Origin of the sequence: Streptomyces zaehneri (assembly GCF_032248645.1) — a bacterium.
Taxonomy (GTDB): Bacteria; Actinomycetota; Actinomycetes; order Streptomycetales; family Streptomycetaceae; genus Streptomyces; species Streptomyces coriariae.
Genome location: NZ_JASTTJ010000007.1, coordinates 56,784 through 82,036, shown reverse-complemented (window position 1 = coordinate 82,036; position 25,253 = coordinate 56,784). Strand labels below are relative to the sequence as shown.

General features: G+C 71.7%; 23 protein-coding genes. 8 read left to right on the top strand and 15 right to left on the bottom strand.

Annotation, left to right across the window (positions count from 1 at the left end; genetic code table 11):
* Positions 1-13 precede the first annotated feature (13 nt).
* Both QQM72_RS13825 and QQM72_RS13820 read right to left on the bottom strand, forming a co-directional pair.
* Complete coding sequence (locus QQM72_RS13825; RefSeq protein ID WP_314221163.1) at positions 14-1,279, bottom strand: acylneuraminate cytidylyltransferase; 1,266 nt, start codon at positions 1,277-1,279, stop codon at positions 14-16.
* Positions 1,280-1,299: 20 nt separating this feature from the next.
* Positions 1,300-2,640, bottom strand: a complete 1,341-nt coding sequence (locus tag QQM72_RS13820; RefSeq protein WP_314221162.1) for a DUF6716 putative glycosyltransferase — start codon at positions 2,638-2,640, stop codon at positions 1,300-1,302.
* A gap of 198 nt (positions 2,641-2,838) precedes the next feature.
* Here QQM72_RS13820 and QQM72_RS13815 point away from each other — a divergent pair, with 198 nt between their 5' ends.
* The 3 genes from QQM72_RS13815 (at position 2,839) to QQM72_RS13805 (ending at position 6,756) form a co-directional block, all read left to right on the top strand.
* On the top strand, positions 2,839-3,819 hold the full coding sequence (locus QQM72_RS13815) for a glycosyltransferase family 2 protein (RefSeq protein ID WP_314221161.1): 981 nt from the start codon (positions 2,839-2,841) through the stop codon (positions 3,817-3,819).
* Positions 3,819-5,171, top strand: a complete 1,353-nt coding sequence (locus tag QQM72_RS13810) for a polysialyltransferase family glycosyltransferase (protein WP_314221160.1) — start codon at positions 3,819-3,821, stop codon at positions 5,169-5,171. Before QQM72_RS13815 ends, QQM72_RS13810 begins: the two co-directional genes overlap by 1 nt.
* Before the next feature lie 436 nt (positions 5,172-5,607).
* Positions 5,608-6,756: an acyltransferase family protein gene (locus tag QQM72_RS13805; RefSeq protein ID WP_314221159.1), complete on the top strand. Its 1,149-nt coding sequence runs from the start codon at positions 5,608-5,610 to the stop codon at positions 6,754-6,756.
* Between the two features lie 142 nt (positions 6,757-6,898).
* Here QQM72_RS13805 and QQM72_RS13800 read toward each other — a convergent pair whose 3' ends face one another.
* Together QQM72_RS13800 and QQM72_RS13795 are read right to left on the bottom strand one after the other, a co-directional pair.
* A complete protein-coding gene (locus tag QQM72_RS13800) occupies positions 6,899-8,239 on the bottom strand; it encodes a polysialyltransferase family glycosyltransferase (protein WP_314221158.1) in 1,341 nt (446 codons plus the stop codon).
* Positions 8,236-9,219: a glycosyltransferase family 2 protein gene (locus QQM72_RS13795; RefSeq protein WP_314221157.1), complete on the bottom strand. Its 984-nt coding sequence runs from the start codon at positions 9,217-9,219 to the stop codon at positions 8,236-8,238. Before QQM72_RS13795 ends, QQM72_RS13800 begins: the two co-directional genes overlap by 4 nt.
* A 206-nt stretch (positions 9,220-9,425) precedes the next feature.
* On the opposite strand from QQM72_RS13795, the gene QQM72_RS13790 reads away from it, so the two are divergent.
* A complete protein-coding gene (locus QQM72_RS13790; RefSeq protein ID WP_314221156.1) occupies positions 9,426-11,162 on the top strand; it encodes a hypothetical protein in 1,737 nt (578 codons plus the stop codon).
* Between the two features lie 76 nt (positions 11,163-11,238).
* On the opposite strand, the gene QQM72_RS13785 is transcribed toward QQM72_RS13790, so the two are convergent.
* The 4 genes from QQM72_RS13785 to QQM72_RS13770 all read right to left on the bottom strand — a co-directional run bounded on the left by QQM72_RS13785 (position 11,239) and on the right by QQM72_RS13770 (position 14,766).
* Positions 11,239-12,507, bottom strand: coding sequence for an NAD(P)/FAD-dependent oxidoreductase (locus tag QQM72_RS13785; protein WP_314221155.1), 1,269 nt, complete (start codon positions 12,505-12,507; stop codon positions 11,239-11,241).
* Complete coding sequence (locus tag QQM72_RS13780; protein ID WP_314221154.1) at positions 12,504-12,980, bottom strand: GtrA family protein; 477 nt, start codon at positions 12,978-12,980, stop codon at positions 12,504-12,506. Before QQM72_RS13780 ends, QQM72_RS13785 begins: the two co-directional genes overlap by 4 nt.
* Complete coding sequence (locus QQM72_RS13775; protein WP_314221153.1) at positions 12,970-13,995, bottom strand: glycosyltransferase family 2 protein; 1,026 nt, start codon at positions 13,993-13,995, stop codon at positions 12,970-12,972. Before QQM72_RS13775 ends, QQM72_RS13780 begins: the two co-directional genes overlap by 11 nt.
* A gap of 120 nt (positions 13,996-14,115) precedes the next feature.
* Positions 14,116-14,766 (bottom strand): TetR/AcrR family transcriptional regulator C-terminal domain-containing protein, encoded by a 651-nt coding sequence (locus QQM72_RS13770; RefSeq protein WP_314221152.1) that lies wholly within the window; start codon positions 14,764-14,766, stop codon positions 14,116-14,118.
* Between the two features lie 76 nt (positions 14,767-14,842).
* On the opposite strand from QQM72_RS13770, the gene QQM72_RS13765 reads away from it, so the two are divergent.
* On the top strand, positions 14,843-16,180 hold the full coding sequence (locus QQM72_RS13765) for an FAD-dependent monooxygenase (RefSeq protein ID WP_314221392.1): 1,338 nt from the start codon (positions 14,843-14,845) through the stop codon (positions 16,178-16,180).
* Here the strand turns inward: QQM72_RS13765 and QQM72_RS13760 are convergent.
* Positions 16,177-16,860, bottom strand: a complete 684-nt coding sequence (locus QQM72_RS13760; protein WP_314221151.1) for a Uma2 family endonuclease — start codon at positions 16,858-16,860, stop codon at positions 16,177-16,179. The two genes, QQM72_RS13765 and QQM72_RS13760, sit on opposite strands and share 4 nt — an antisense overlap.
* Positions 16,850-18,430 (bottom strand): acyl-CoA mutase large subunit family protein, encoded by a 1,581-nt coding sequence (locus tag QQM72_RS13755; protein ID WP_314221150.1) that lies wholly within the window; start codon positions 18,428-18,430, stop codon positions 16,850-16,852. The genes QQM72_RS13760 and QQM72_RS13755 overlap by 11 nt, the downstream gene beginning before the upstream one ends.
* Before the next feature lie 249 nt (positions 18,431-18,679).
* On the opposite strand from QQM72_RS13755, the gene QQM72_RS13750 reads away from it, so the two are divergent.
* Positions 18,680-19,510 carry a L,D-transpeptidase family protein gene (locus QQM72_RS13750; RefSeq protein WP_399077276.1) on the top strand — a complete coding sequence of 277 codons (831 nt, stop codon included), beginning with the start codon at positions 18,680-18,682 and terminating at the stop codon, positions 19,508-19,510.
* Positions 19,511-19,726: 216 nt separating this feature from the next.
* On the opposite strand, the gene QQM72_RS13745 is transcribed toward QQM72_RS13750, so the two are convergent.
* The 5 genes from QQM72_RS13745 to QQM72_RS13725 all read right to left on the bottom strand — a co-directional run bounded on the left by QQM72_RS13745 (position 19,727) and on the right by QQM72_RS13725 (position 23,997).
* Entirely contained in the window at positions 19,727-20,890 is a 1,164-nt protein-coding gene (locus QQM72_RS13745) for a hypothetical protein (RefSeq protein ID WP_314221148.1), read from the bottom strand.
* Positions 20,890-21,549 carry an RNA polymerase sigma factor gene (locus QQM72_RS13740; RefSeq protein ID WP_314221147.1) on the bottom strand — a complete coding sequence of 220 codons (660 nt, stop codon included), beginning with the start codon at positions 21,547-21,549 and terminating at the stop codon, positions 20,890-20,892. The genes QQM72_RS13745 and QQM72_RS13740 overlap by 1 nt, the downstream gene beginning before the upstream one ends.
* A 292-nt stretch (positions 21,550-21,841) precedes the next feature.
* The gene (locus QQM72_RS13735; RefSeq protein ID WP_314221146.1) at positions 21,842-22,708 is read right to left on the bottom strand and encodes a hypothetical protein; all 867 of its coding nucleotides are present in this window, start codon (positions 22,706-22,708) and stop codon (positions 21,842-21,844) included.
* Positions 22,709-22,802: 94 nt separating this feature from the next.
* A complete protein-coding gene (locus QQM72_RS13730) occupies positions 22,803-23,435 on the bottom strand; it encodes an RNA polymerase sigma factor (protein ID WP_314221145.1) in 633 nt (210 codons plus the stop codon).
* 160 nt (positions 23,436-23,595) lie between these two features.
* Positions 23,596-23,997: an ATP-binding protein gene (locus QQM72_RS13725; RefSeq protein ID WP_314221144.1), complete on the bottom strand. Its 402-nt coding sequence runs from the start codon at positions 23,995-23,997 to the stop codon at positions 23,596-23,598.
* A gap of 222 nt (positions 23,998-24,219) precedes the next feature.
* On the opposite strand from QQM72_RS13725, the gene QQM72_RS13720 reads away from it, so the two are divergent.
* Together QQM72_RS13720 and QQM72_RS13715 are read left to right on the top strand one after the other, a co-directional pair.
* A complete protein-coding gene (locus tag QQM72_RS13720) occupies positions 24,220-25,071 on the top strand; it encodes a helix-turn-helix domain-containing protein (protein WP_314221143.1) in 852 nt (283 codons plus the stop codon).
* Between the two features lie 4 nt (positions 25,072-25,075).
* Positions 25,076-25,249, top strand: a complete 174-nt coding sequence (locus QQM72_RS13715; RefSeq protein WP_314221142.1) for a DUF397 domain-containing protein — start codon at positions 25,076-25,078, stop codon at positions 25,247-25,249.
* Positions 25,250-25,253 lie beyond the last annotated feature (4 nt).

Here is a 25,253-nt window from a genome sequence, read left to right as displayed (position 1 = left end):
GGCGCAGATGTCCTTACCTGGTGAGGGGGTCGAGAGAGGGTCCGAGGATCCAGCCGGCGATCTCCCGGATCGCGCCGTCGCCACCGGGGAGGGTGGTGACCGCGCGGGCGGCGCCGCGGACGACGTCGTGGGCGCTCGCGACCGCCACCGGCCAGCCCACGAGGGCGAAGCAGGGGAGGTCGTTGACGTCGTTGCCGACGTAGAGCACGCGCTCCGGCGCGATGCCCTGCTCCTCGCACCACTGCTTGAGCGCGAGGTCCTTGCGGTCGATGCCGTGCAGGACCGGGAGCCTCAGCTTCCGGGCCCGGGCGGCGACGACCGGGTTCTGTTCGGTCGAGAGGATCAGCATCCGCAGGCCCGACCCGCGCAGGGCGGCGATGCCGAGGCCGTCGCCGCGGTGCACGGAGACGAACTCCCGTCCGTCGGAGTCGATCAGCACCCGGTCGTCGGTCTGGGTGCCGTCGAAGTCGAGGACGACCGCGTCGATGTCGGCGGCCGTGGGGAGGGAGCCGGGCCGGTCCGTGTCGAAGAGGGGCGCCAGCGCCCGGGCCCGGTTCAGGTCGTGCGGGTCGTCGATCTCCAGGACCCGGGCGGGGTCGGTGCGGACGAGTTCCGTGCGGCCGAAGAAGCGGTGGCCGTGCGCGCGGAAGCCGTCGGTCGCCATGGCGTAGGCGGCGCCGGTCTCCAGGAGGTCCTGGGGCCGGTCCTGGCGGCGGGGGCGGAAGGCCTTGTCGTGGTTGACGCCGAAGCCGCCGGCATGGCCGGGGCCCCCGTCGCCCTCCGCGCCCTCCGCGCCCTGCGCGCCCTGTGCGGCGTCCCCGTCGCGCCAGACGAAGCCGTGGAACGGGGCGACCGTCACCGCGGTGTCGGCGCCCTGCTCGACGACGGCCGCGGCGACCCCGTCGATGTCGTCGCGGACCAGGAAGGGGCTGGTGCACTGCACGAGCAGGACGGCGTCGACCGGGGAGCCGTGCAGTGCCTCGTGGGCGTCCAGGGCGTGCAGGACGGCCGCCTCGGAGGTCGCGGTGTCGCCGGCGATGGCGGCGGGCCGCAGCACGACCTCCGCGCCCGCCTCGCGCGCCGCCGCCGCGATGGCGTGGTCGTCGGTGGAGACGACGACGTCCGTCACGAGGCGGGTCGCCCGGCACTCGCGGACCGCGCGGGTGACGAGCGGTACGCCGCCCACCGGTGCGAGGTTCTTCGCGGGTACGCCCTTGGAGCCGCCGCGCGCGGGGATCACCGCGAGCACACGGCGCACCCCGGCTGGTGAGTCGGACATGGGTTTCTCTCCTTGACGGGTCACAGCTCCCCCATCCGCCGGATGACCGGGGCCACCCGCTGCACGCCGTGCCGGTAGGCGCCGCGCGCCGCCCGGCGCACGATCTGCCGGACCGGGCCCGGCTCCCGGTCGGCGGCGGGCGCGCCGGGCAGCGGGCTGCCGTCGGGGCCGAGGTGGTGGCGGGCGAGGATGCCGGGCAGATAGCCGGGCGCGGTGGCGGGCGTGTAGTAGGGGGTGAGGGGCGGAAGGCCTCCGGGACCGCTGAGCGCTTTGCCGATCCGCTCACGCGCCGCGTCGAAGGCCGTCGCGTACGAGCCGTCCGCCGCGACGCCCTGCCGGGCCACCCACTCCTCGTCGGGGGCGGGCCGGTGCCCGGCGTCGAGCTGGTCCCAGGAGGCGAGACAGCCGGAGCCGACGAAGTGGTGGTTGCCGAGCGCCTCGCGCACCCCGAGGTCGGTGAGGACGACCGTGGGGACCCGACGGTGCAGGGACTCCAGGGCGGCCGTCGAACTGACCGTGACCATGAGGTCGGTGCGGTCCAGTACTTCGCCCATGTTCCCGTACACCAGACGGAAGTTGGGCGGCGGATCGAGCTTCTGCACCAGCTTCTGGTAGGGCAGCTCCTCGATGTGGGTGGTGTGCTCGCCCGGCTTGGAGCGGAGCTTCAGCAGCACCTCCCGCTCCGGGTGCAGCCGCGCGTGCCGCACCAGCCGGTCGAGCAGGTACGTACGGTCCCTGCGGTTCTCCGGCACGGAGGGCTGTGCGGCGAAGACGACGGTGTAGGGGTCGTGTTCACCCGTGTACGGGGCACCGCCCAGGAACGGCAGGGCCACTTCGGTCACCGAGGAGGGGTCGGCGCCCACGCCCTCGTACACGGCGCGGAAACGCTCCGCGTCCTGGCGGGAGTTGGCGAGGACGAGGTCGGCGCCGTGCCGCAGCAGCAGGCCGTCGGCGAGCTTCTCGTAGACGACGCCGACATAGCCGGTGACGACGACGGGACGCTCGGTCCGTCCCTCCCAGATCCGCTTCAGGCCGTGCAGGATCGCCTGGACGCCGCCGCCGACCAGGGCGAGGACGAGGACGTCGTACGAGGTCCGCGTCATGGCGCGCAGGAACTCGAGCGCGGTGACCTCGCTCAGCGAGTCGGCGTGCACGCCGACCTCGGCCAGCTGGCGGGGGGTCGGGGTGGCCCGGCCGCGCAGCAGGAATCCGTCCAGGACGGGGGCGACTTGCGCCCCGCTCCCGGATCCGGCTTCCATGGAGGGCGCGATCCGCGTCGCGGTCAGCGCACCCCATTTCCATCGGGTGTCGGAGTCCGCGAGGACGGCGATCCGTGGGGGGTTGGCAGTACTTGCTGGCACAGCCAAGACGCTAGAAAGCAAAAGCGGGGCTTGGCCCAATCACCCCTCAACAAAAAGTTAACAGCGGACCACCGAACGCCGAACTGGCCTGCTTATCAAGCGAAAGCGCAGGGGGTGCACCATTCCGACACATCGAGTTCACCCCCCGTATCCACACCGGATGGTTTTGCCGCCGGGTGTCCTTCTAGGGTTTCGCAGGTGCCCAAGCTTTCCGTGATCGTGCCGTTCTACAACGTTCAGCAATACGCGCCCGACACCCTGACGAGCCTGCGTTCGAACGCACGCGAGGACTTCGAGTTCATCCTGGTCGACGACTGCTCGACCGACGCGACCTCGGAGATCCTCACGCGTGCGGAACGAGAACTGCCGGGCGCGGTGTTGGTCAGACACGAAAAGAACGGAGGGCTGGCGACCGCGAGAAACACCGGCATCGACAAGGCGCGCGGCGATTATCTGACTTTCCTGGACGGCGACGACTGGATTGCGCCCGGATACTTTCCCCGGCTCCTCGCCTCCATGGAGCAGCTGGGTTGCGACTTCGTCCGCACCGACCACGTGCAGTGCACCGCGCGGGCCCGGAGCATTCACCGCGTGCCGCACGGCCGGCGCGGGACGGTGATGAACCCGCGGGAGGCGATCCTGCCCGCCGACCGGTCCACTTCGGTGGACTACGCCTACGCCTGGGCCGGCATCTACCACCGCCGTCTCGTCGACCGCGGACTGCTGCACTTCACCGACGGGCTTCGGACGGCCGAGGACCGGCCCTGGATCTGGAAGCTCCACCGGGAAGCCGACACCTTCGCCGTGGTGGGGCTGCTGGGCGTCCACTACCGGCGCGGGGTGGCCTCCTCCCTCACCCAGATCGGCGACGTGCGGCAACTGGACTTCATCCGCGCCTTCGACCAGGTGATCGAGGAGACGGCGCGGGACGCCGAGGGCGGGAAGCTGCTGCCCAAGGCGGTGCGCACCTACTGCGCGATCATGACGCATCACCTCGGCTCGATCGAGAGGTTCGAACCCGCCGTGGCACGGAAACTGCGCTCCCTGTGCGCCGCCGCCCTCAAACGCATGCCGCAGGACGTGCTCGCGGAGGTCATGGACTCGATGGACGTGGAGCGGGCGAGTGCGCTGCGGCGGGTACGGCGCAGGCCGGTGGCGGCACGGACGGTGGCCGTCTGATGCCTCGCACGACCCGGATCTTCTGCGTCTCGACCCTGTACGGCGCCGCGACCCTGGCCGCGGCCCTCGACGCCGGGCTCTTCGAACCGACCGACCGCCGGCTGCTGCTCGTCACCAACAACGCGGTCAATCCGGAGACCACGCCGTCCGTCGACGCCATGCCGGGCTTCGCCCGGATCCGTGAGCGCTTCGACGAGGTGCTGTCCTGGAACGAGACCATCGCCCCCTTCCACCCCGGCGGCTGGGGCCCCCGCGGAGACGACATCCCGATGTGGGAGCGGTACGTACGGCTGTTGTGGGACCTCGGTGACGACGAGGTGCACCTGGCCGTGGAGTCCCTCCAGGTGAACCCGGCGCTGGCGTTGTGCCAGACGTTCACCGGCGCGCCCGTCGACGCCTACGCCGACGGTCTGATGAGTTACGGCCCCACACGCGACAAGATCGACCCGCTGGTCGGCACCCGGGTCGACCGGCTGCTGCACCTCGATCTGGTGCCGGGCCTCACCCCCCTGCTGCTCACCGAGTTCGGCGTGCCGCCGGTGCTGGTGCCGTCCGAGGCGTTCCTCAAGGTGCTGGGCGAACTCGCCCAGGACGAGACCGGGTTGCCTGCCCCCGAGGAGCAACCGGCGCTGCTGCTGGGGCAGTACCTGTCGGCGCTCGGCATTCTCGGCGACGCCGAGGAGGAGGAGCTTCATCTGGGCATGGTGCGCGGCGCCGTGGCGCTCGGGCACCGCAGGCTCGTCTTCAAGCCGCACCCGGTGGCACCCGCCCGCTGGTCCCGGCTGCTGGAGGACGAGGCGAAGAAGCTGGGCGCCGAACTCGCCCTTCTCGACCGGCCCGTCCTCGCCGAGGTGGCCTACCAGCGGCTGCGGCCCGCCCTCGTCGTCGGCTGCTTCTCCACCGCGCTGCTCACCGCCGCCGGTCTGTACGGTCTCCCGGTCGCCCGGATCGGCACCGGCACCGTGCTGGCCAGGCTCGCGCCGTACCAGAACAGCAACCGGGTACCGCTCACCATCGTCGACGCGCTGCTGCCGGACCTGGCGGACGGACCGGCGGTGAAGGCGTGGGCCATGCCGTCGGCGGAGCGGGTGGAGGAACTGGCCGCCCTCCTCGACGCAGTCGGCTTCGCGATGCAGCCCAAGATCTACCCGGGGCTGCGGGCCGAGGCGGAGCGCTACCTCTCCACCCGTCTCGACCCGCACACCTGGCGCTACTTCAAGCGCCGGCGCCTGGCGGCGCTGGCCCTCCCCGGCGCCGTCCCGGGCCGGCTCGCCTTCATCCCGCGCAACGCGACCGTCCGCCGCCTGGCGCGCCGGGCGCGGGCCCTGAAGCGGGTGAACGGCAAGCGGTAGCGGTCGCGTCGTCTCAGGAGCGCCGGTCACGTCCCCGCGGTGCCGGTAACGTCCCCGCGGTGCCGGCCATGTCCCGGGAGCGTCGGACGCCTCACCGCAGTGCCGGTCGCCCCTCCGGCGTGGCGGACGCCTCACCGCAGTGCCGGTCGCCTCTCGGGAGCGGCAGACGCCTCACCGCAGTGCCGGTCGCGCCTCCGGCGTGGCAGTAGCTCCTCCGGCGGGGCGGTCGCTCCTCCGGCTGGGCCGGCACTCCACGACCGGAAACATGACATACCCGGACAGCTGTTCATCCGATCGTCATTCCCACGCCGCCGGTGAGTCAGCCGTCACTCATCCCGGACTTGTCGGAGATGCATAGCGTTCCGTCGTCGAGCCGACGGCCAGGGCCGTCCCCCACGACGGAACACCTCTCACGACTCCCACGGAAGGTCCCAGGATGAGCGCGGCTGACCAGGCGGCGGCACCGGCCCCGACACCGGCACTCCGGCTGAACCTTCCCGTCCCCGACCGGGCGCCGGTCCGGCCCCGGGCGGAGAGCCGGCTGCGGGCCCTGGACGGGCTGCGCCTGCTGGCGGCCCTGATGGTCTGCTTCTACCACTACGCCGGCAAGAACGGCGAGGTCGCGCAGTCCTGGCAGCAGTCCCCCGGCCAGAAGTTCCCGACGCTGTCGCAGTTCGCCACCTACGGCAGCCTGGGCGTGCAGTTCTTCTTCCTCATCAGCGGGTTCGTGATCTGCATGAGCAGCTGGGGCCGGAGCACGGGGGACTTCTTCCGCTCCCGGGTCGCCCGGCTGTACCCGGCGTACTGGGCGGCGATCGTCCTGGTCACCGCCGCGGGCCTGATCCTGCCGGTGGTGGCCTCGCCGCTGCGCTCGGACGAGATCCTCACCAACCTCACCATGCTCCAGCAGCCGATGGGCGTGCCCCGGGTGCTGGGGGTGGACTGGACGCTCTGGGTGGAGGTGCGCTTCTACGCCCTGTTCGCGCTGTTCGTGGTCTGGCGGGGCGTCACCTACCGCAGGGTGGTGACGTTCTGCTGCCTGTGGACGCTGGCCGGCGTCCTCGCCCGGGTCGCCGACAACCCGCTGACCGACGAGCTGGTGATGCGTGACCACGCCCCGTACTTCATCGGCGGTCTGGCCTTCTACCTGATCCACCGCTTCGGCAACGACCTGCTGCTGTGGGGCATCGTCGGCTTCAGCTTCCTGCTCGGCCAGCGCTACTCCGTGACGGCCCTGTGGCACCCCGGCCCGCAGGGCCAGTTCCACCGCAGCCCGTACGTCATCCAGCTGATCGTCCTCGTCGCCTTCGTCGCCGTCGCCGCGGTGGCCCTGGGCTGGACGAGCCGGGCGAACTGGCGCTGGCTGACGGTGGCCGGGGCGCTGACGTACCCCTTCTATCTGATCCACGAGCACCTGGGCTGGTTCTTCATCCGGGTGCTGTACCGGGACTTCGGTCTGAACGCGTGGCTGACGTTCGGGACGACGATTCTGGCCATGCTGGGGATCGCCTGGCTTCTCCACCGCTTCGTGGAGAAGCCGGTCGGGCCACGGCTGAAGCGGGCGCTCGCCGTGCGGCGGGCTTGAGCGGTCCGGCGTCCGGCGTCCGGCGTCCGGCGTCCGGCGTCCGGCGTCCGGCGGTGCCGCGGTACGCCGTAAGCCGTAAGCCGTCCGCGGCACCGTCGTGGCTGGTGGCGCGGTTCCCCGCGCCCCTTTGGGTCGCGGGGTCCTACGCCCGCAGCCGGCGTACCGCGCGGCGTACCGCCGGGTGGCGGCGCAGGGCCTCGGCCCGGATCGGGCCGCCGCCGGGGAGGCGCAGGCCGGTGAGGCGGCGGCGCTTGAAGTAGCGCTGGTACGGCGACGGTTCGGCGAGATGCGCGGCGAGCCAGGTGACCGCCTCGGCGCGCAGGCCGTGGTACTTGCGGGACTGCATGCAGTACCCCACGGCCCGGATCAGCGGCGTCAGTTCCTCGGCCGCCCCCGCGAGTTCGAGCGGGGCGCCGAGCTCCGCGTGCTCCGCGTCGGGCAGCGCCACGTCGATGATGGTCAGCGGGACGCGGTTGCTGTTCTCGTACGGTGTGATGCGTTCCAGGAGCAGCTCCGTGCCGACCCGGGCGACGGGAATGCCGTAGAAGGCGGCGGCGGTCATCAGTGCCGTGGAGAAGCAGCCGATGACGAGCTTCGGCTTCAGGAAGGCGAAGACCGTCTCGGCGAGGATCGGTTCGTTCAGCACGGTGAGCCGCACGCCGAGTTCGCCTGCGGCCGCCTCCAGGGACTCGCTGTAGACGGCGGGCGCGCTCGGGTGCGGCTTGAACAGCACGTCCCTGTGACCCGCGCGGGCGGCGGCCCGCAGCATGCGGACGTGCAGCCGCTCCTCCTCGTCCTGGGTGATCAGGTCGATCGCGGAGAGGTACTGGCCGAGGAGCACGGCGGTGGCCCGGTGGTCGGCCGGGAGCCGCTCTGCGAGGACGCCGGCGCCGGACTCGCCGATCTGCGCGAGGACGTCGACCATCGCCTCGCCCGGCACGGCCTCGGGCCGGACGCCGTACTCGGACAGGAGCATCGGCCGCAGGCCGGGCACCAGGTCGAGGTGGAGCACGCGGGTGATGCGGCTGCTCATGCCGTTCGGGATGCGGTTGCGGGTCGGGCCGTAGCTCATCAGCCCGTCCGCGTACACGTGGATCGGGCTGTCCGCGAAGATGTCGGCGATCGCGCGGGACGGGTTGGCCTGGATGGACTCGCAGGCGATCTCGACCGGTTCCTCGCCCAGGTCCCAGGCGAGGCGTACGGCCTTCTCCCAGAGCCGGGTGTCCTGGGCACGCGGCGACCAGCCGGCCGGGTGGTGCGGGGAGATGAACTCGTTCCAGGAGTACACCTGGTCGAACTCGGGGCGCAGCTTCTCGAAGCCGGCCATCCGGTCCAGTGGGGTGGAGACCTCGGGCGCGGCGGCGGTGTTGCTGACGACGAGGATGCGGCGGACGCCCTCGCGCGGGCCGAACCGGCCGGCGCGGATCGCGGCGGTGACGGTCGCGGCGGCGTACTGGGTGGCCGAGCAGAATATCTGGATCACGCCGCCACACCCCTCATTCCGCCGCGGACCCGGCGCAGCACATGGACACGTTCCTCGCCCATCCCCACCACGGCCTCGCTCAGTTCCTCCTCGCTCATCGCGCCCAGCGCCTCGGCGGCCAGCCGCTTCAGCTTCGCGGCGACACCGCGCTCGAAGCGGCGCCGGTCGATCAGCTGGTGGGCGATGACGACGCAGAAGTTGCGCAGCGCCTTCCCGCGCAGCCGGTCGGCCTCGGGATCGTCGGCGAGTTCGGCGAGGACGAGGTCGAAGGAGCGGAAGAAGTCCAGCTGGCGCACGTCGCCGATCTGGGTGAGCGAACTGGCGATGCCCCGGCGGTAGAAGACCCCGTGCAGGCTGGCGACGACGTAGGACTGAGCCCTGCGGTGCAGGTCCCAGATCCACGGCCGGTCCTCGGCGGTGCGCAGCCCGTCGTGGAAGCGGAGCAGGCCCCGGTCGAGGAGGCGGCGGTGGTAGACGCCGGCCCAGGCGTACGGATAGTCGACCATCGTGGTGTCGTCGACGGGGAGGATCGAGGTGCGCGGGTCGAGCGGGGTGTGGCGGCGGCCCTCGGGTGCCCGGTGGACGGCCCGCTCGACACCGGTGACCTGTACGTGGTCCGTGCGGACGAAGTCGACGTCGAACCGTTCGACGACGTCCACCAGCCGGGCCAGATAGCCGGGTGCGAGCCAGTCGTCGCCGTCGAGGAAGGTGAGGTAGCGGCCTTCCGCGACGTCGATGCCGGTGTTGCGCGCGGTGGCCAGTCCGCCGTTGCGCTCGTGCCGGATCACCCGGCTGTTCCCGAGCCGCTCCGTCAGGGCGAGGAGCGCTTCGTAGGTCCTGTCCTTGGTGGATCTGTCCTCGACGAAGATGAACTCGAAGTCGTCCCGCGCGTTGTTGACCAGACTGGTCACCGTCTCGGGCAGATATGACTCGATGTTGTAGCAGGGGACGACCACGGACAGGGTCGGTGTATTGGCCACGTGTGCACACCTGGATTCTCAGCGGAAAGTCAACTGATCCTAAGAAAGCAGGATCAGCTTCCGCATGTCCCGTCGCCGACTCCCAGGTGAATTCGGCGTGACATCCGGATCGGGTCGGGAAATGGCAGATGAAGAACGGGTGAGCCGACGACTCCCCCTTTTCATCACCCCGTGTTCCCGTGGAATTCGATGCTACGTTCGCGCACGTGACCGACATATCCACCGCATCTTTGCCCGCCGCGCGGCGCGGGCGGAGTCCGCGCGGACCGGCATCGCGTCGGCTGCGCCTCACCTCTCCCGCGGGGTGGACCACCACCCTCATCACCGCCGCGCTGCTGATCTACCCGACCCTCACCGCCGGCGTCTTTCTCGACATCCGCTATGTACTCGCCGCTCTGCGGACGACGGGGGCGAGCGGGCTCTCCCCGTCCGAGATATTCGCTCACCGGCCTTTCTTCTACCGGTGGTTGCTCGATGGTCTGGACGCCGTCACCGGCGGCTCGAACGCGGTGCGCGAGGCCCTTCTGCGGCTCATCGGCATCGCCCTGTGCGCGGCCGCCGGTCTGCTGCTGCACCGGGCCCTGCGCCGCCGTATGCCCGAGCGGGACGCGCTGCTGGTGTCGGGCCTGACCGCCCTCACCCTGGCCTTCGCGCCCGTCATCGACTACTTGCAGCCGGAGTGGTTCGCGATCGTCTTCGCGACGGTCGGCGTCGCCGCCGCGCTGGGCGTCCGCGGCCGCCGGCAGGCCGCCGTGCTGGGCGCGCTGCCGCTCGGGCTCGCCGTGCTGATGAAGTTCTCCACCGCGGGCACCGCCGCGATGGCGCTCCTCGTGGTCTTCGCCGTGGACCGGGTGCGGGGCCTGCTGCTCGCCGCCGCGACCGCCGTCGGCACCGGCCTGCTGTTCGCGGTCAGCGCCTGGTCGGGCTCGCGCGAGCTCCAGTGGCTGCGCGACATGCCGCACATCAACGCGCACGCGCTGGGCAAGGACCCGATCGTCGTCTCGGACCTGCTGCTGCGGACCGCCGACTACCTGGGCGACCGGATCACGGTGACGCCGGTGCTCGCGCTGCTGCCCGGCGCGCTGCTGCTGTTCACCGCCACGCTTGCGTCGCGCCGGCAGCGCGTCGAGGCCGCGCTCGTCACGCTGCTGCTCCTCGTCGTCGGCCTGGCCGTCGTGGTCTACCAGGGCAACTGGTTCGCCTACCACGGCGAGAGCCTGCCGGTGGTGGCCGCGGCCCTGACCGCTCTCGCGATCGGCCGCTGGTACGGCGCACACGGCCGCCCTCCGCTGTGCCTCACCGTGCTCGCCCTCGCGTACGGGGCGCTGGCCCCGCTGCTCGCCCTCGTCCGTGCGGACCTGGACACGGACGTCGTCGCGTGGCTCGCCTCGGCGGCGGCACTCCTCGCCGGGGCGGTGGACCTGCTGTGGGTGCGGGCGCCGCGCCCGCACGCCCTCCGCGTTCCGGTCGCCCTGCCGGTCCTCGCGGTCGTCCTGTGCCTGGCCGCGACCGTGTGGCCCCTGTCCGGGGTCCGCGTGATCGAGGGGCGGATCGTCACGACCAACGCGGAGCTCAAGGAGCAGGCGCGGTCGGCGGCAGCGGCGGCCGAGCAGGTGGACGCCGAACTGCCGCACGGCGCAACCGTGTTGTATCTGACCTTCGGTCAGCAGGCTTACTACATAGGCCACCCGACCGCCTGCCGGTATCCCTTCCCCACCTTCTTCAACGTGCCCAGGCAGCTCACCGACGTGCCCTCGCTGGAGTCGACCCGCGAGAACGTGCGCTGCGTCACGCAGGAGCACCCGGCCGCCTACGCCGTCTACCAGCCCGGCTGGCTGTCGCTGGGCATCATCGACCCGCGGATCGCCGCCGACATCCGCAGGGCGTACAAGTGCCCCCAGCCGGAGGGGCGGCAGCTCGTGGTGTGCACCGCGCGCCGCTGAGGCGGGTACGGCGCACAGGCACGGCCCCGGCGGTGAACTCCCCGCCGAGGCCGTGCCTTTGGTGCGGCAGTCCGGGTCAGGCGACGCCCGCGATGCGCGCCGCCCTGTGCCCCAGCTCCACCGAGTAGCTCTGCCCCCGGTCCTGCGGGTAGATCTGCGCCATCGTCGCGAGGGTCACCCCGCTGAGGTGCGTCTCGTGGCCGGGGATCAGGGCCTTGTACTCGGGGGTGACCACGGGCTGGGCGAAGGGCGCCCGCGAGAAGTGCCAGTCCTGGATCCAGGAGCGGTCGAACTCCGGGTTGATCCGCTTGAGCCACGGCAGGAACCGCTCCAGCAGCTCGGCCGGCTCGGTGGTGAAGCGCAGGTCGTCGCGCTCGACGTAGTTGCCCACGTAGAGGATGTGACGGCCCCCGTACCGCGCCGGGTCGATCATCTGCGTGTGCTCGACGACCGCCAGGAAGGGGAAGCCGGGCTCGTTGATGTTGAGCCAGTAGTACGGGATGGCGCTGCGGTCCAGCTCCAGCACGAAGCAGGTCGCGCCCAGGTACTGGTTGCGCCAGACGGCGTCGTCGGCGGGCGCGTCGGCGGCCTTGGCGAAGGCGGGCTGCGCGGTGGTGACGATCAGATGGTCGAAGGCGTACGAGGAGCCGTCGGCGGTGCGCACGGTGACCTGCCCGTCGCCGCCGTCCTGACGGATCGTCTCCATCCGCCTGCCGAACTCGACCTTGCCGCCGAGCTCCGCGATCCGGTCGGCGAGCGTCGCGTACACGCGCTCGAACCCGCCGTCCATATAGCCGAGTTCGAAGGTCCGGCAGTGGACCCGCGCCCACAGCCAGGCCATGGACACCTGGTCGGCGCGGTCGCCGAACTTGCCGCGCAGCAGCGGCTCCCAGACGGCCTCGGTGGCGCGCCGCCCGGCCCACTTGCGCAGCCAGCTCAGGGCGGTGCGGTCGGTGAACCGCTCCCCGTCGCGCACGACCTTCAGCCACGCCGACGACAGACCGAAGCGGACTCCGGCGGGCAGGCCGTACAGCGGGGAGGTCAGCATCTCCAGCGGCGTGCTGAAGGGGTGGATCCGGCCGCCCCGGAACACACCGGTGGTGGTCTTGTGGAAGCGCAGGGAGCCGCCCAGGCCCAGCTCCTCGACGAGCTCGATCATCTGTCGGTCGCTGCGGAAGATGTGGTGGTAGTAGCGCTCCAGCGGCACTCCCCCCACGAGGAGGGACGCGGCGAGCCCGCCGAGTTCGTCGGCGGCTTCCAGGACGGTGACCGCGTGGCCCTGCTTGACCGCGTCGTAGGCGGCGGTGAGGCCGGTCGCGCCCGCGCCGATGACGCCGAGGTTCATGCGAAACTCCACTTTCTGTTGAGCGCGAACTGGAAGACCAGCACCAGCGGCAGCGAGCCGGCCTTCACCAGGTTCGGATCGATGCCGAGCCCTCGGGAGAACACCGCGAGCAGGACGAACGTCAGGGCGATACCGGTCAGGCCGACGGCGTAGAAGCGCAGATAGCGCACCAGCGGACGGTCGCGCCTGCCGAAGGTGAACAGGGCGTTCAGGACGAAGTTGTTGGTGATGCCGAGGCTGGTGGAGAGCACGTTGGCGACCTGCTCGTGCAGGCCGGCCACGTTGTAGAGCAGCAGGAACGCGCCCAGGTCGAGGAGGACGCCGCTGCCGCCGACCAGCGCGTAGGTGATCAGCTGCCGGAGGTCGCGGGTGCGGGGGCCGGTGCGGGGGCCGGTGTCCTGCGGGGTGTCGCCGTCGGCCGGGGCGTCGGTGCCCGTGCGGGTGCCGGCCTGCACCATGTCCTCAGTGGCCATGGCCGGTGCCGTCACCGCCGGCCTCCGAGTCGTGCGAGATGACCTGCCGCACGGTGTACAGGGGCCGCCCCTGCACCTCGTTGTACGTCCGTCCGATGTAGCTGCCCAGCACACCGAGCGACAGCATCTGCACACCGCCCATGAACAGCACGACGACCATCAGCATCGTCCAGCCGGAGACCGTGATCTCGGGCCGCAGCACCTTCATGCCGAGCGCGTAGCAGATGCCGACGAGGGAGAGCGCGAGCACCGCGAAACCCAGCTTGGTGATCATCCGCAGGGGTGCGGTGGAGAAGCCGGTCAGGCCGTCGACGGCGAGCCGCGCCATCTTGCGCAGCGGGTACTTGGTCTCGCCGGCGAACCGCTCGTCGCGGTCGAAGTGCACCTCGCTCTGCCGGAAGCCCATCGAGGCGACCATGCCGCGCACGAACCGGCTGCGCTCCCGGAAGCGCCGCAGTTCGTCGGCGGCACGTCGGTCCATCAGGCGGAAGTCGCCGGTGTCCAGCGGGATGTCCACGTCGGTGGAGGACCGCAGCAGACGGTAGTAGGCGTGCGCGGTGGCCCGCTTGAAGAGCGTGTCCTGACGGCTGCGCCGACGGGCGTGCACGATCTCCGCGCCGTCCCGCCAGGCGTCGATCAGCTGGAGGCTGACCTTCGGCGGATCCTGGAGGTCGGTGTCCATGACGATCACGGCGTCGCCGCGCGCCTCGTCGATACCGGCCGTGATGGCCATCTGGTGGCCGAAGTTGCGCGCGAAGTCGACGACCCGGACACGCCGGTCGTTCTTCGCGATGTCTTCCAGGACGAGCGACGTGCCGTCGGCGGAGCCGTCGTCGACGTACACCAACTCGAAGGCGTACTCGGGGCGTTCGCGCAGTGCCGCCACGAGTTCCTCGTGGAAGTGGCGGATCCCGTCCTGTTCGTCGAAGACGGGCAGTACATAAGAGACGAGTGCGGCGCCACCCCGCTGACGGGGTATGCGGGACTCCTGCACCCGGCTGGATATGTCAGGCATTCGGCGAAACTAGGTGCGCGATGTGAACGAGATGAGAACGCGCGATGAGTGCCGCAATGCGGTGAATCGACGGACGGATCCGGCTCGCGGCCTACGGCCGACGGGCCTTGGACATGGGACCTACCGCACCCCGTACCGGGCGGCGATTCCGGCCACGATGATCTCCAGCCCCTCCCCGAACTGCCGGTCGTAGTCCTCGAAGATCTCCGCGCCCGCCTTCGCCGACAGCGGGAACTCGGCGAGCAGCCGGGCGCGTTCCGCCACGTCGAACCCCTCGCGCCGCTCGTCCGGCCGCGGGTACACGCCCTGTTCCTCGGTGACGAACCCGATGGTGTACGCGAACGCGGTCGACGTGGCGCGTACGGCGTCGGCGAGGGTGAAGCCGGCGGCCGTGAACAGGCGCAGGTTCTGCTCCATCTGGACGGCGTGGTCGGTGCCGGTGAACCGGGAGCCGCTGAAGACCCGCGCCCCGTCACGGTAGGCGAGCAGCGCCGCGCGCAGCCCGTGGTTGGCCTTGCGCGTCCGGTCCTGCCAGGTGTCGGCGGGGTCGAGTGCCGTGTCCGCGACCATCCGCCGGAACATCTCGGTCGCCATCTCGTCCAGCAGGGCCTGTTTGTCCTTGAAGTGCCAGTACAGGGCGGGCGCCTTGACGTCCAGCTCCCGGGCGATGGCACGCAGGGTCAGCCCTTCGAGACCCGCCTCGTCGAGCAGCCGGAGGGCGGTGTCCGCCACCCGCTTGCGGTCGAGGGGGGCGCGTCGTTCGGTACTCACACTTGACAGCTTAACGCCGTTAAGGCCATTCTCGTGAACGACGGCACTTAACAGCGTTAAGGAGAGTTGCATGGATATGAACGTGGACGTCCTGATCATCGGCGCGGGCCCCACCGGCCTCGCCCTCGGCATCGACCTGGCCCGGCGCGGAGCGGAAGCGCTCGTCGTGGAACGGGGCCAGACCCTCGCCCCCGGCTCCCGCGGCAAGGGCCTCCAGCCGCGCACCATGGAGGTCTACGAGGATCTCGGCGTCCTCGACGAGATCCTCGCCGCCGGTGGCGCGTACCCGGTGGGCATGGTCTGGGCGGACGGCGAGCAGGTCGGCGAGCATGCGATGTTCGACCCGACGGAGGACGGCGAGGAGGGCTGCCGCTTCACCGTCCCCTGGATGGTCCCGCAGTGGCGCAACCAGGAGATCCTGCTGGCACGGCTGACGGAGCTCGGCGGGGCCGTGGCATTCGGCCGGGAGGTGGTGCGGCTCGAGCAGGACAGCGAGGGCGTGACGGCTCGTTTCGCGTCCGGTGAGCCGGTCCGCGCCCGGTACGCCGTCGCGGCGGACGGCGGCCGCTCGGCGGTGCGCCGCGCGCTGGGCATCGAGATGCGGGGCGAGACGCTCGACCCGGACGCGGCCCTGGTGGCGGACGTGCGGATCCCCGGCCTGGACCGGGCGTGGTGGCACATGTTCCCGCCGAGCGGTCCGGACTCGGGCTTCCTGGCGCTGTGCCCGCTGGCCGGGACCGACCATTTCCAGCTGGTGGCGCGGCTCCCCGGCGGGACGGATCCGGATCTCTCCCTGGAGGGCGTCCGCAAGCTGGTCTCGGAGCGCACCCACCTGGCGCCCGGGGCGGTGACGGAGCTCCTCTGGGTGTCCGACTTCCGCCCGCGCGCCGCCCTGGCCGACCGCTTCCGCGAGGGACGGATCTTCCTGGCCGGCGACGCGGCGCACGTCCACTCCCCGGCCGGCGGACAGGGCCTCAACACCAGCGTGCAGGACGCGTACAACCTGGGCTGGAAGCTGGGCGCGGTGCTGGGCGGGCGGGCTCCACAAGCCCTGCTGGACACCTACGAGGAGGAGCGCCGCCCCGTCGCCGAGCACGTGCTCGGCCTCTCCACCGCGATCCACCGCGAGGAGGCGAGGCGCGGTGCGGCCACCCGCCAACTGGGCCTGAACTACCGGCACTCGTCACTCAGCGAGGAGACACGGGAGAACCCCGGTCCACTGTCCGCCGGCGACCGCGTCCCGGACCTGACGGTCGACGGCGTCCGCCTCTTCGACCGGCTCAGGGGCCCGGACTGGACCCTGCTGACCCTGCCGGACGGCGTGTTCCTGGTCCGCCCTGACGGCTATGTGGGCTGGGCGGGCACCACGGAGGACGGCCTCGCGTCCTACCGCGCACGGGTCGGCCTCGGCTAGTCGTCGCCGTCGAGGAGGGTGTCGACGGAGAGCTCGAGAGCCACACCGACGGACTCGGGAACGGGAACGGCCTGGCCTCGCTGGCAGCGGACGGGGTCGGGGTACTTGCCGTCGACGGGGTCGGTGTAGAGGAGGACCACGTCATGCCTGCGGTCGGCGATGACGTAGACCGGGATGTTGGCCCTGGCGTAGATGTCGACCTTGGTGGCTGTGTCGTTCGTCCAGTTGGAGGACGTCACTTCCAGCACCATGCGGAAGACATGCGGGGCATAGCAGTTCTTCTCGACCAGTGCGTCGTGGAAGTCGGCATCCAGCACGGACAGATCCGGCACGGCGTAATCATCCGGCCCGGTCGGCAACCACAAGCCGATTCCCCCGACCGTTTTCAGCCCGGCCTGCCGATCCCCGGCTTCGTGGCACGCCACGATCAGCCAGGACAGTGTCACCTGGTGCGGCCCATCCGGCGGCGGTGTCACGACAATGCTCCCGTTGAGGATCTCCACCCGGTGCCCGGGCAGCTCCTCCCACAGCCGGTCGGCAGCATCAGCGAGCGACGACTCGTGCAGCATCACAGCCACGGCACCCTCCTTATCGGGAACACCCTTCACGAGCCTAACCAGGAACGGGCGGTTTCCGCCGTTGATCACCCATTCAAGGGAATAGCCCAGCTCAGAACGCATCCGACGGCACGTAAGTCCCCCAGACCCCCCGGAGGGCGTCGCACACCTCGCCCACCGTCGCCCGCGCCCGCAGCGCGTCCTTCATCGGGTACAGGACGTTGTCCTCCCCCTCGGCGGCCTTCCTCAGGGCGTCCAGGGCGGCGTCCACCGCCTCCTGGTCGCGCTCGGCCCGCAGCCTCGCGAGCCGCTCGGCCTGCTGGGCCTCGATGGCCGGGTCGACGCGGAGCGGCTCGTAGGGCTCCTCCGTGTCGAGCTGGTAGCGGTTGACGCCGACCACGACCCGCTCGCCGGAGTCGGTCTCCTGGGCGATCCGGTACGCGCTGCGCTCGATCTCGTTCTTCTGGAAGCCGTGCTCGATGGCCGACACCGCGCCGCCGAGGTCCTCGACCTTCTTCATCAGCTCGACGGCCGCCGCCTCGACGTCGTCGGTCATCCTCTCGACGACGTAGGAGCCCGCGAAGGGATCGACGGTCGCGGTCACGTCCGTCTCGTAGGCCAGCACCTGCTGGGTGCGCAGGGCGAGGCGGGCGCTCTTGTCCGTGGGCAGCGCGATCGCCTCGTCGAAGGAGTTCGTGTGCAGGGACTGGGTGCCGCCGAGGACCGCGGCCAGGCCCTGGACGGCGACCCGGACCAGGTTCACCTCCGGCTGCTGGGCCGTCAGCTGGACGCCGGCCGTCTGCGTGTGGAAGCGGAGCATCAGCGACTTGGGGTTCTTCGCGCCGAACTCCTCCCGCATCACCCGCGCCCAGATCCGGCGCGCGGCGCGGAACTTGGCGACCTCCTCGAGGATCGTCGTGCGGGCCACGAAGAAGAAGGACAGCCGGGGCGCGAAGTCGTCCACGTCCATCCCCGCCGCCACCGCCGTGCGCACGTACTCGATGCCGTCCGCCAGGGTGAAGGCGATCTCCTGCGCCGGGGACGCGCCCGCCTCCGCCATGTGGTAGCCGGAGATCGAGATCGTGTTCCACTTCGGGATCTCGGCCTTGCAGTACTTGAAGATGTCGGCGATCAGCCGGAGCGAGGGTTTCGGCGGGAAGATGTACGTGCCGCGCGCGATGTACTCCTTCAGCACGTCGTTCTGGATCGTGCCGGTGAGCTTGTCGGCCGGGACGCCCTGCTCCTCGCCGACCAGCTGGTACATGAGCAGCAGCAGGGCCGCGGGGGCGTTGATCGTCATCGACGTCGACACCTTGTCCAGCGGGATCCCGCCGAACAGGACCCGCATGTCCTCGACCGAGTCGATGGCCACGCCCACCTTGCCGACCTCGCCGCTCGCGATCGGGGCGTCGGAGTCGTGGCCCATCTGGGTGGGCAGGTCGAAGGCGACCGAAAGGCCCATCGTGCCGTTGGCGATCAGCTGCTGGTAGCGGGCGTTGGACTCCACCGCCGTGCCGAAGCCCGCGTACTGGCGCATGGTCCAGGGGCGGCCGGTGTACATCGACGGGTAGACGCCCCGGGTGAAGGGGTACTCGCCCGGCTCGCCCAGTTGGCGGGCCGGGTCCCAGCCCGCCAGGTCCTGCGGCCCGTACACCGGCTCGATGGGCAGTCCGGACTCCGACTCACGCGCCATGGGTGTGATGCCTCCCGCTGAGCAATATCCGCCGCTTCGACCACTCGGGTCACCTTCCGGTCACCCGTCCGGCGGACCGTAGGTTACCCGTCAGTACGGTCCGGCCGTCCGACGGACTGTATCGGCGCGCGCCCACCCGGTGCACAGGACCACGCTGGGACCTTCCTCACAGACTGTTCGCGGTGCCGGTCCCCACGATGCCGCTCCGTTCGCGAGGCGTCATCCCGGGGGAACATCTCAGTCATGCGGATGCGGAGATCGATCGCCGTCCTGGCCGGCACGGCGGCTCTGGTGACGGTGTGCGGCTGTAGCGTGCGGGGCCCGGACGCGGACGGAGCGGCGCGCCCGCCCGCGCCTTCCGACGTCGGCCGGACGGCCTCGCCGTCGGCGCCGGCCCGGACCACCACCGACGACAGGCCGAGCGCCCCGGCCGTCAGCGCCCCGCCACCCGCGGTCCTGTGGTCGCGCGGCGCCAGGGGACGCGACGTCCGCGAACTCCAGGCCCGGCTGCGCCAGATCGCCTGGCTCTTCGCGGGGCCCACGGGGACGTACGGCGCGGTCACCGAGGAGGCGGTGAAGGGCTTCCAGGGCAAGCGCGGGCTGCCGGTGACGGGGCGGACGGACACCGTCACCTGGCAGCGACTGCTGGGGATGACCCGTGAACCCGGGGAGTGGGAGCTGTATCCGATGGGCGGCCAGCCGGCCGCCGCGCCCGATCCCCGCTGTCTGTCCGGACGGGTGCTGTGCATCGACAAGACGACCAGGACCCTGCGCTGGATGGTCGGCGGCCGGACCCTGACGACGGTGTCGGTCCGCTTCGGCTCGCAGTACACGCCCACCCGGGAGGGTGTGTTCCACGTCTACTGGAAGTCCCGCGACCACGTGTCCACGCTCTACCACTCACCGATGCCGTACGCGATGTTCTTCAGCGGCGGGCAGGCGGTGCACTACTCGTCCGACTTCGCCGCCCGCGGCTACGCGGGGGCCTCGCACGGATGCGTCAACGTACGGGACGAGACGGCGATCGCGCGTCTCTTCGCGCAGGTCAGGAACGGCGACAAGGTCGTCGTGTCCTGGTGAGCGCGGCGGCGCGAGACAGGTGTGAGGTGTTTGGGGCGCGAGCGGGACCGGGGGAACGTGTCCCGCCCGCGCCGAGCGCACGAGCCGGAAGTACGGGGGGAACCCCGGCTCTGTGCAAGGGCCGATGACCAGTCGGCTCACTTCTTACTGCGCTCCGGCCGCCGAAAACGTCACACCTCCAGCGAAGAAACTTCGGAGGTCCGCGAAACCCGCAGGTCAGCGGTGGTGAGAGGACGAGTCTCCGCCGGACCGTCCGGAGCCGCCGCGGCCACGGCCGTCACCGCCGCCACCGCCGCTGTCCTGGCCGCCGCCGCCGCCATGACCCTCGCCACGGCCACCGTGGCCACGGCCCCGGGCACGGTCGCCGTCACGATCACGCTCACGGCCCCCGTCACCGTCGGCGTCGTCGTCGGAGCCGCCCTTGTCGCCCGAACCGGACCTGTCGCCCGTGGCGCCGCCGCGGCCTCCGCGGTCGCTCTGGTTCTTTCCGGTGTCCCGGCCGGTGGCGCCGTTCGGAGTGCGGTCGTCGCCTCGGGAGTTTCCGGCGGCGGTGCCGTCGAGGACGCCCGCGCAGTACTTGGACAGGCGTGCCGGGCCGCCCGCGAGGCGTTCCAGGGTCTGGCGGCGCCCGGTGTCCAGGGTGCGGCCGGCGCTCAGGTCGCGGCAGGACGAGGCCACGCCGGTCGGCCAGGTGCCGCTGGGGTCCGGGGTGGCCGAGGGGGCGCCGTCCGCCTTCCCGTTCCCGGCGTCCTCGCGGCCGGTGTCGCCCGTGCCGCCGTCCGGTGTCGCCGGGTCCTCGTCGCCGCCCGAGGCGTCCGGCGTGGGCGGTACGAGCGCGTGCTCGTCCGGGGCCACGGGGGCCGAGACGGATGCCACGGGGCGGGCGGGTTCGGCGCCGTCGAACGGGGTCGGCAGGACACCGGTCCCGGCCGCGACACCGCCCACCATCCCGGCGGCGAGCGCGGCGGCCAGACCCAGCCGTACGGGCCGGCTCCACCGGGCCGGACGCCCGGATTCCGGGACCCGACCGCCGATGCGCACCAGTCCCGCGTCGGCGTCGTGCGTGACCCGGAGCCGACCGGCGGCCGCGGCCGTCGTCCCGCCGTCGAGGCCGGCGGGACCGGCCCGTCCCGCGAGGTCGGCGCGGTCCGCGTGGGCCTTGCGGAAGGCGGCCAGGGCCGCGGCCTCACCGGGCAGTTCCTCGTCCGCGGGCAGGGGCTCGGCGGCCAGCGCGGCGAGCGCGCCGAGGGTCCGGGCGAGCCGCTCGGCCTCTTCCCGGGCCACGGCGTCGACGGCGTCGACAGCGTTGTCCGGTGACTCACCGCGCAGCAGACGCTCCGCCGTTTCGCGATCGAGCCACCTGTCCTGCTTGTCGGCCATCACATGTCCTTCTGCGTCCGCGCGCACGTATGCGTCACACCGGCGGACGTCACCGCGCGCGAGCGCGGTTCTCGCTGGGGCGGCAGTGCGTCGAGCGCGCCGGCCGCCTCCGGGTCCTCGCCGAGCAGTTCGGCGAGCTTCTTCAGACCGCGGTGCGCGGCCGTACGCACGGCACCGGGCCGTTTGCCGAGCGTCTCGGCGGCCGTCTTCGCGTCCAGGCCCATGACGACCCGCAGCACGACGGCCTCGGCCTGGTCCTGCGGCAGCCGGGCGATGAGGCCCAGGGTGCGGCCGGTGGCCAGCGCCTCCATGGCCTCGCCGGCGGTGTCGGACTCGGCGGGCCGGCCGGTCAGTTCCGTCTCGTCGGCGACCGTCGCCGGGCGCCGGCCACGCATGCGTATGTGGTCCAGCGCGCGGTTGCGGGCGATCCGGGCGGCCCAGCCGCGGAAGCGGTCCGCGTCGCCGCTGAACCGCTCCAGGTCCCGGGCTATCTGGAGCCAGGCCTCGGAGGACACGTCCTCGGCGTCGAGGTCGCCGACGAGCGTGCGTACGTACCCGAGCAGCCGCGGGTGCACCGTGCGGTACACAGTCCGGAACGCGGTCTCGTCCCCGTTCTGTGCCGCGAGCACCGCGGCTGTCAGCTCCGCGTCGTCCCCCACGTCGTGGTTCCTCGGTCGATGGTGCGCGGTTTTCTGGACCGCAGGTCGTTGCGGTGGTCTGCCGCTTGGCCGTCCGGCGCGAAAGGCACGTTACGACCTGAAACCGCCGCACGTCCATGTCCGTAGAACATGCAACTAACTCGTGACGCGAGCGGGCGGGCGCGGGGTGTGACAGAAAACGCACTCATGGCGCTGTAGGGAGTACGGGCCGCCGCGCGGCCCGTGCCGCGCGACGGCCGGGGCCTCTCCTGTGGGGGGTGGCGGCCTCGGCCGTTGCTTTGGCGGCAACCGGTTACCGACCTTTGGCCCCGCTCTGAGCGGCCTTCTCGCCCGTGGCGGTCTCGTCAGCGCCTGCGGTCTCGTCGGCGCCTGCGGCCTTGTCGGCACCCGCACTCTCCTCGGCCTTCGCCGCCTTCCGGCTCTGCTCCGCCTCCGGGGTCCTGCCCGTCTTCGGGGTCGCGCCGGCGTCGGGGGACTTGCCGGCCTCGGGCGTCTTGCCGGCCTTGGCCGCCTTGCCGGTCCCCGGCGCGTCCTGCTCGGCGCAGTACGCCGCGACGTCGCCCTCGCCGCCCGCCGCCGTCACGAGCCGCTGCCAGGCGGTGGCGTCCATCGCCTGGCCGCGCCCTTGGACCTTGTCGTAGGCACGGCACTGCGCCTCGGTGTCCTCGGCGCTCGCCGGACGGTCCCGGTCCGCCGAGGCGCCCGGGCGCGGGCTCGCGGAAGCGGCGGCGGCGGACCGGACCCCGGACGCGGTCGCCGACGGTCCGGGGCGACCCGCGCCGTCGGCCGCTCCGTGCGGGGAGGACCCGACGGCGGCGTACGCGACCCCGCCCAACGCGAGTCCGGCGACCAGCACGGAGAGCGTGACCCGCAGCGAGCGCGGCGTGTGCCGCCGCGCCCGGGGCCGCCAGTCGTCCCGGCGCCGGGTACGGGTCCGGTGCGCGCCCGCGTCCCGGGCGGCCCGGAAGGCCGCGACGGCCCGCCGCTCGCCGTCGCTGCCGACGTCCGGCACGAGGTCCGGTCGGCCGTCGGGACCGCGCAGGGCCTGGCCGAGCAGCGCCTCCAGCGCGGGTGGCGCAGTCCATGACGCGTCGTCGGCGGCGTTCTCGGGGTGTGCGCGCCGACGGCTGTGGCCCGCGCCGTTCAGCCGTTCACCCATGTCCGTTCCCGCCTCTGTCCCGTCCATCCGAGCAGGCCGTTCGGCCTGCCGGCCGGGCCCGCCACTGATCCATACGGATCGCGGCCCTCGCCGTTCATGTCGACTCCCCCAGCGTTCGGGGGGCACCATCCGTCACACCTTCACCCGCACCCGCGGCGTCGAGCCGGCGGGCCAGCCGCTTCAGGCCCCGGTGCGCGGCCGTACGGACGGCGCCGGGGCGCTTGCCGAGGACGCGGGCCGCGGCGGGCCCGTCCAGCCCCACGACGACCCGCAGCAGCACCGCCTCGGCCTGGTCCCGCGGCAGCCCGCGGACCAGCTCCAGGGCGCGCTCGGTGGAGAGCGACTCCAGTGCCTCGTCATGCGTGCTGGACGGGCCGGCCAGGTCGAGGACGACGTCCTGGTCCAGCCCCGCCGACCGGGGCCGGACCCGCAGTCGGCGCAGATGGTCGAGGGCCCGGTGCCGGGCGATGGTCGCGGTCCAGCCGCGGAATCCGGCCCCGTCGCCCCTGAACCGCCCCAGGTCCCGGGCTATCTCCAGCCAGGCGTCGGAGGCCACGTCCTCGGCGTCGTCGCCGACGATCCCCCGCAGGTAGCCGAGCAGCCCGGGCTGCACGATCCGGTACGCCACGGCGAACGCGTCCTCGTCGCCCTCCTGAGCCCGCGTCACGGCCGCGCCCAGTTCCCCGTCGTACGCCTGCGCGCGCCGGGGTTTGCCTCCCTGGCCCAAGACTGTCCTCGTTCGTGCGGAGTTCGTTGCGGCGCGCGACTCCCCCGCCGGACTCCGGGTTCCGACGCGGCCACGCCCACACGGTCATCAGCGCCTGGCCGCACAGAAGTGTCACAGGGGACGAATGCGCCACCGGTCCACCCGACCGGCGCGGCCTCGCTCAGGCCGCGGCCACCTCGCACCACACGAACTCGCCGCGGTCGCCGAATCTGGACATCGGCTGCCAGTGCCAGCGGCCCGAGCAGGCCCGGACGATGGCGAGTCCGCGCCCCGCCTCCGCGTCGGCCAGTTCCTCGAACTTCGGGGGCGGTTCGGGTGGCTCCGGGTCCGCGTCCCACGCTCCGATCTGAAGCACCCCCGCGGTCCGACGCACCCTCAGGGCCGCCGGGCCCTTCTGATGCCGGACGGCATTGGACACCAGCTCGGCCGCGAGGAGTTCGGCGGTGTCGACGAGGTCGATCAGGCCGTGCAGGGTGAGGATCAGCCGTAGCGTGCGGCGACACACGGTCACGGCACGTGGGTCGTTGGGGATGCAGAGGGAGTACTCCCAGGAGTCGGGCATGAGTCAGCTCCGGTGGGGGGTGAGGGGTTTCTGCGCGCGGTGTCACTGCCGCGACCGTCCTGGCAGGACGGCTCGGTGCGCTTCCGCAGCGTGTGCGCTGCGCTTCCGCAGCGTGTGCGTTACGTCACCGACGGTAGACCTAACTTTTTAAGTTTCGCAAGCGAGTCGCGTAACCTGACCCTCGAACGAGTCGCGCTCACCAGCGCGTTGGGAGGACATGCGATGGCGTTGCGGAGCGAGCCGACAGCACGTCAGATGCGTCTGGCTGTCGAACTGCGCAGGCTCCGCGACGCGTCGGGGCTCACCGCGCGGGAAGCGGCGGCACTGCTGGGTGTGAGTTCCGCACAGATCAGCCAGATCGAAGCGGGCCTCACCGGGGTGAGCGAGAAGCGGCTGCGCCTTCTTGCCGCTCACTACTCCTGCACCGACGATGAGTTGATCGCCGCACTGGTCGCGATGGCGACCGACCGAACGCGGGGCTGGTGGGAGGGCGACCGGGGACACCTCCCCACGGCCTTTCTGGACCTCTCCGAGTTGGAGCACCACTCCCAGTACCGCTGGGACGTGGACTTCCTGCACATCCCGGGCCTTCTTCAGACCGCGGACTACGCCCGCTCCCTCTTCGCCCACGTGAACCCGGAGTTCCCGCTGAACGAGGTCGAGCGCTGGGTCGAGCACCGCATGCGGCGGAGGGTCGTCATCGAGCGTCCCGAACCGATCGCCTACACCACGCTGATCCATGAAGCGGCACTGCGCATCAGGGTCGGCGGCCGCCCTGCGGCGCGGGCCCAACTCTCCCGTGTCCTGGAACTCTCCGAAGGCACACACGTCACCGTGCGTGTCATTCCCTTCGACCTGGACGACTTCGGCCTGGCCGGAAGCGCCATGGTGTACGCGGGCGGCCCCGTGTCCAAGCTGGACACCGTGGTGCGCGACGGACCCAACGGCCCCGTGTTCATCGACATCGAGGCCCAACTCGGCCGTTACCGAACGCTCTTTCGTAGGGTAGAAGCGGTGTCACTCGAGCCCAGGTGTTCGCGTGACTTCATCCACCGGCTGGCGAAGGAGCTGTGACGCAGTGACCTGGAAGAAGTCTTCCTACTCCGGCGGCGGCCAGGGCGATGCCTGCGTCGAGGTCCGCCACGACCACCGCCACATAGCCGTCCGCGACTCCAAGACCCCCGACCGAGCCACCCTCACCTTCCCCGCGGACGCGTTCGCCGCGTTCCTCTACGGGCTCAAGCAGCGCTGAGCGG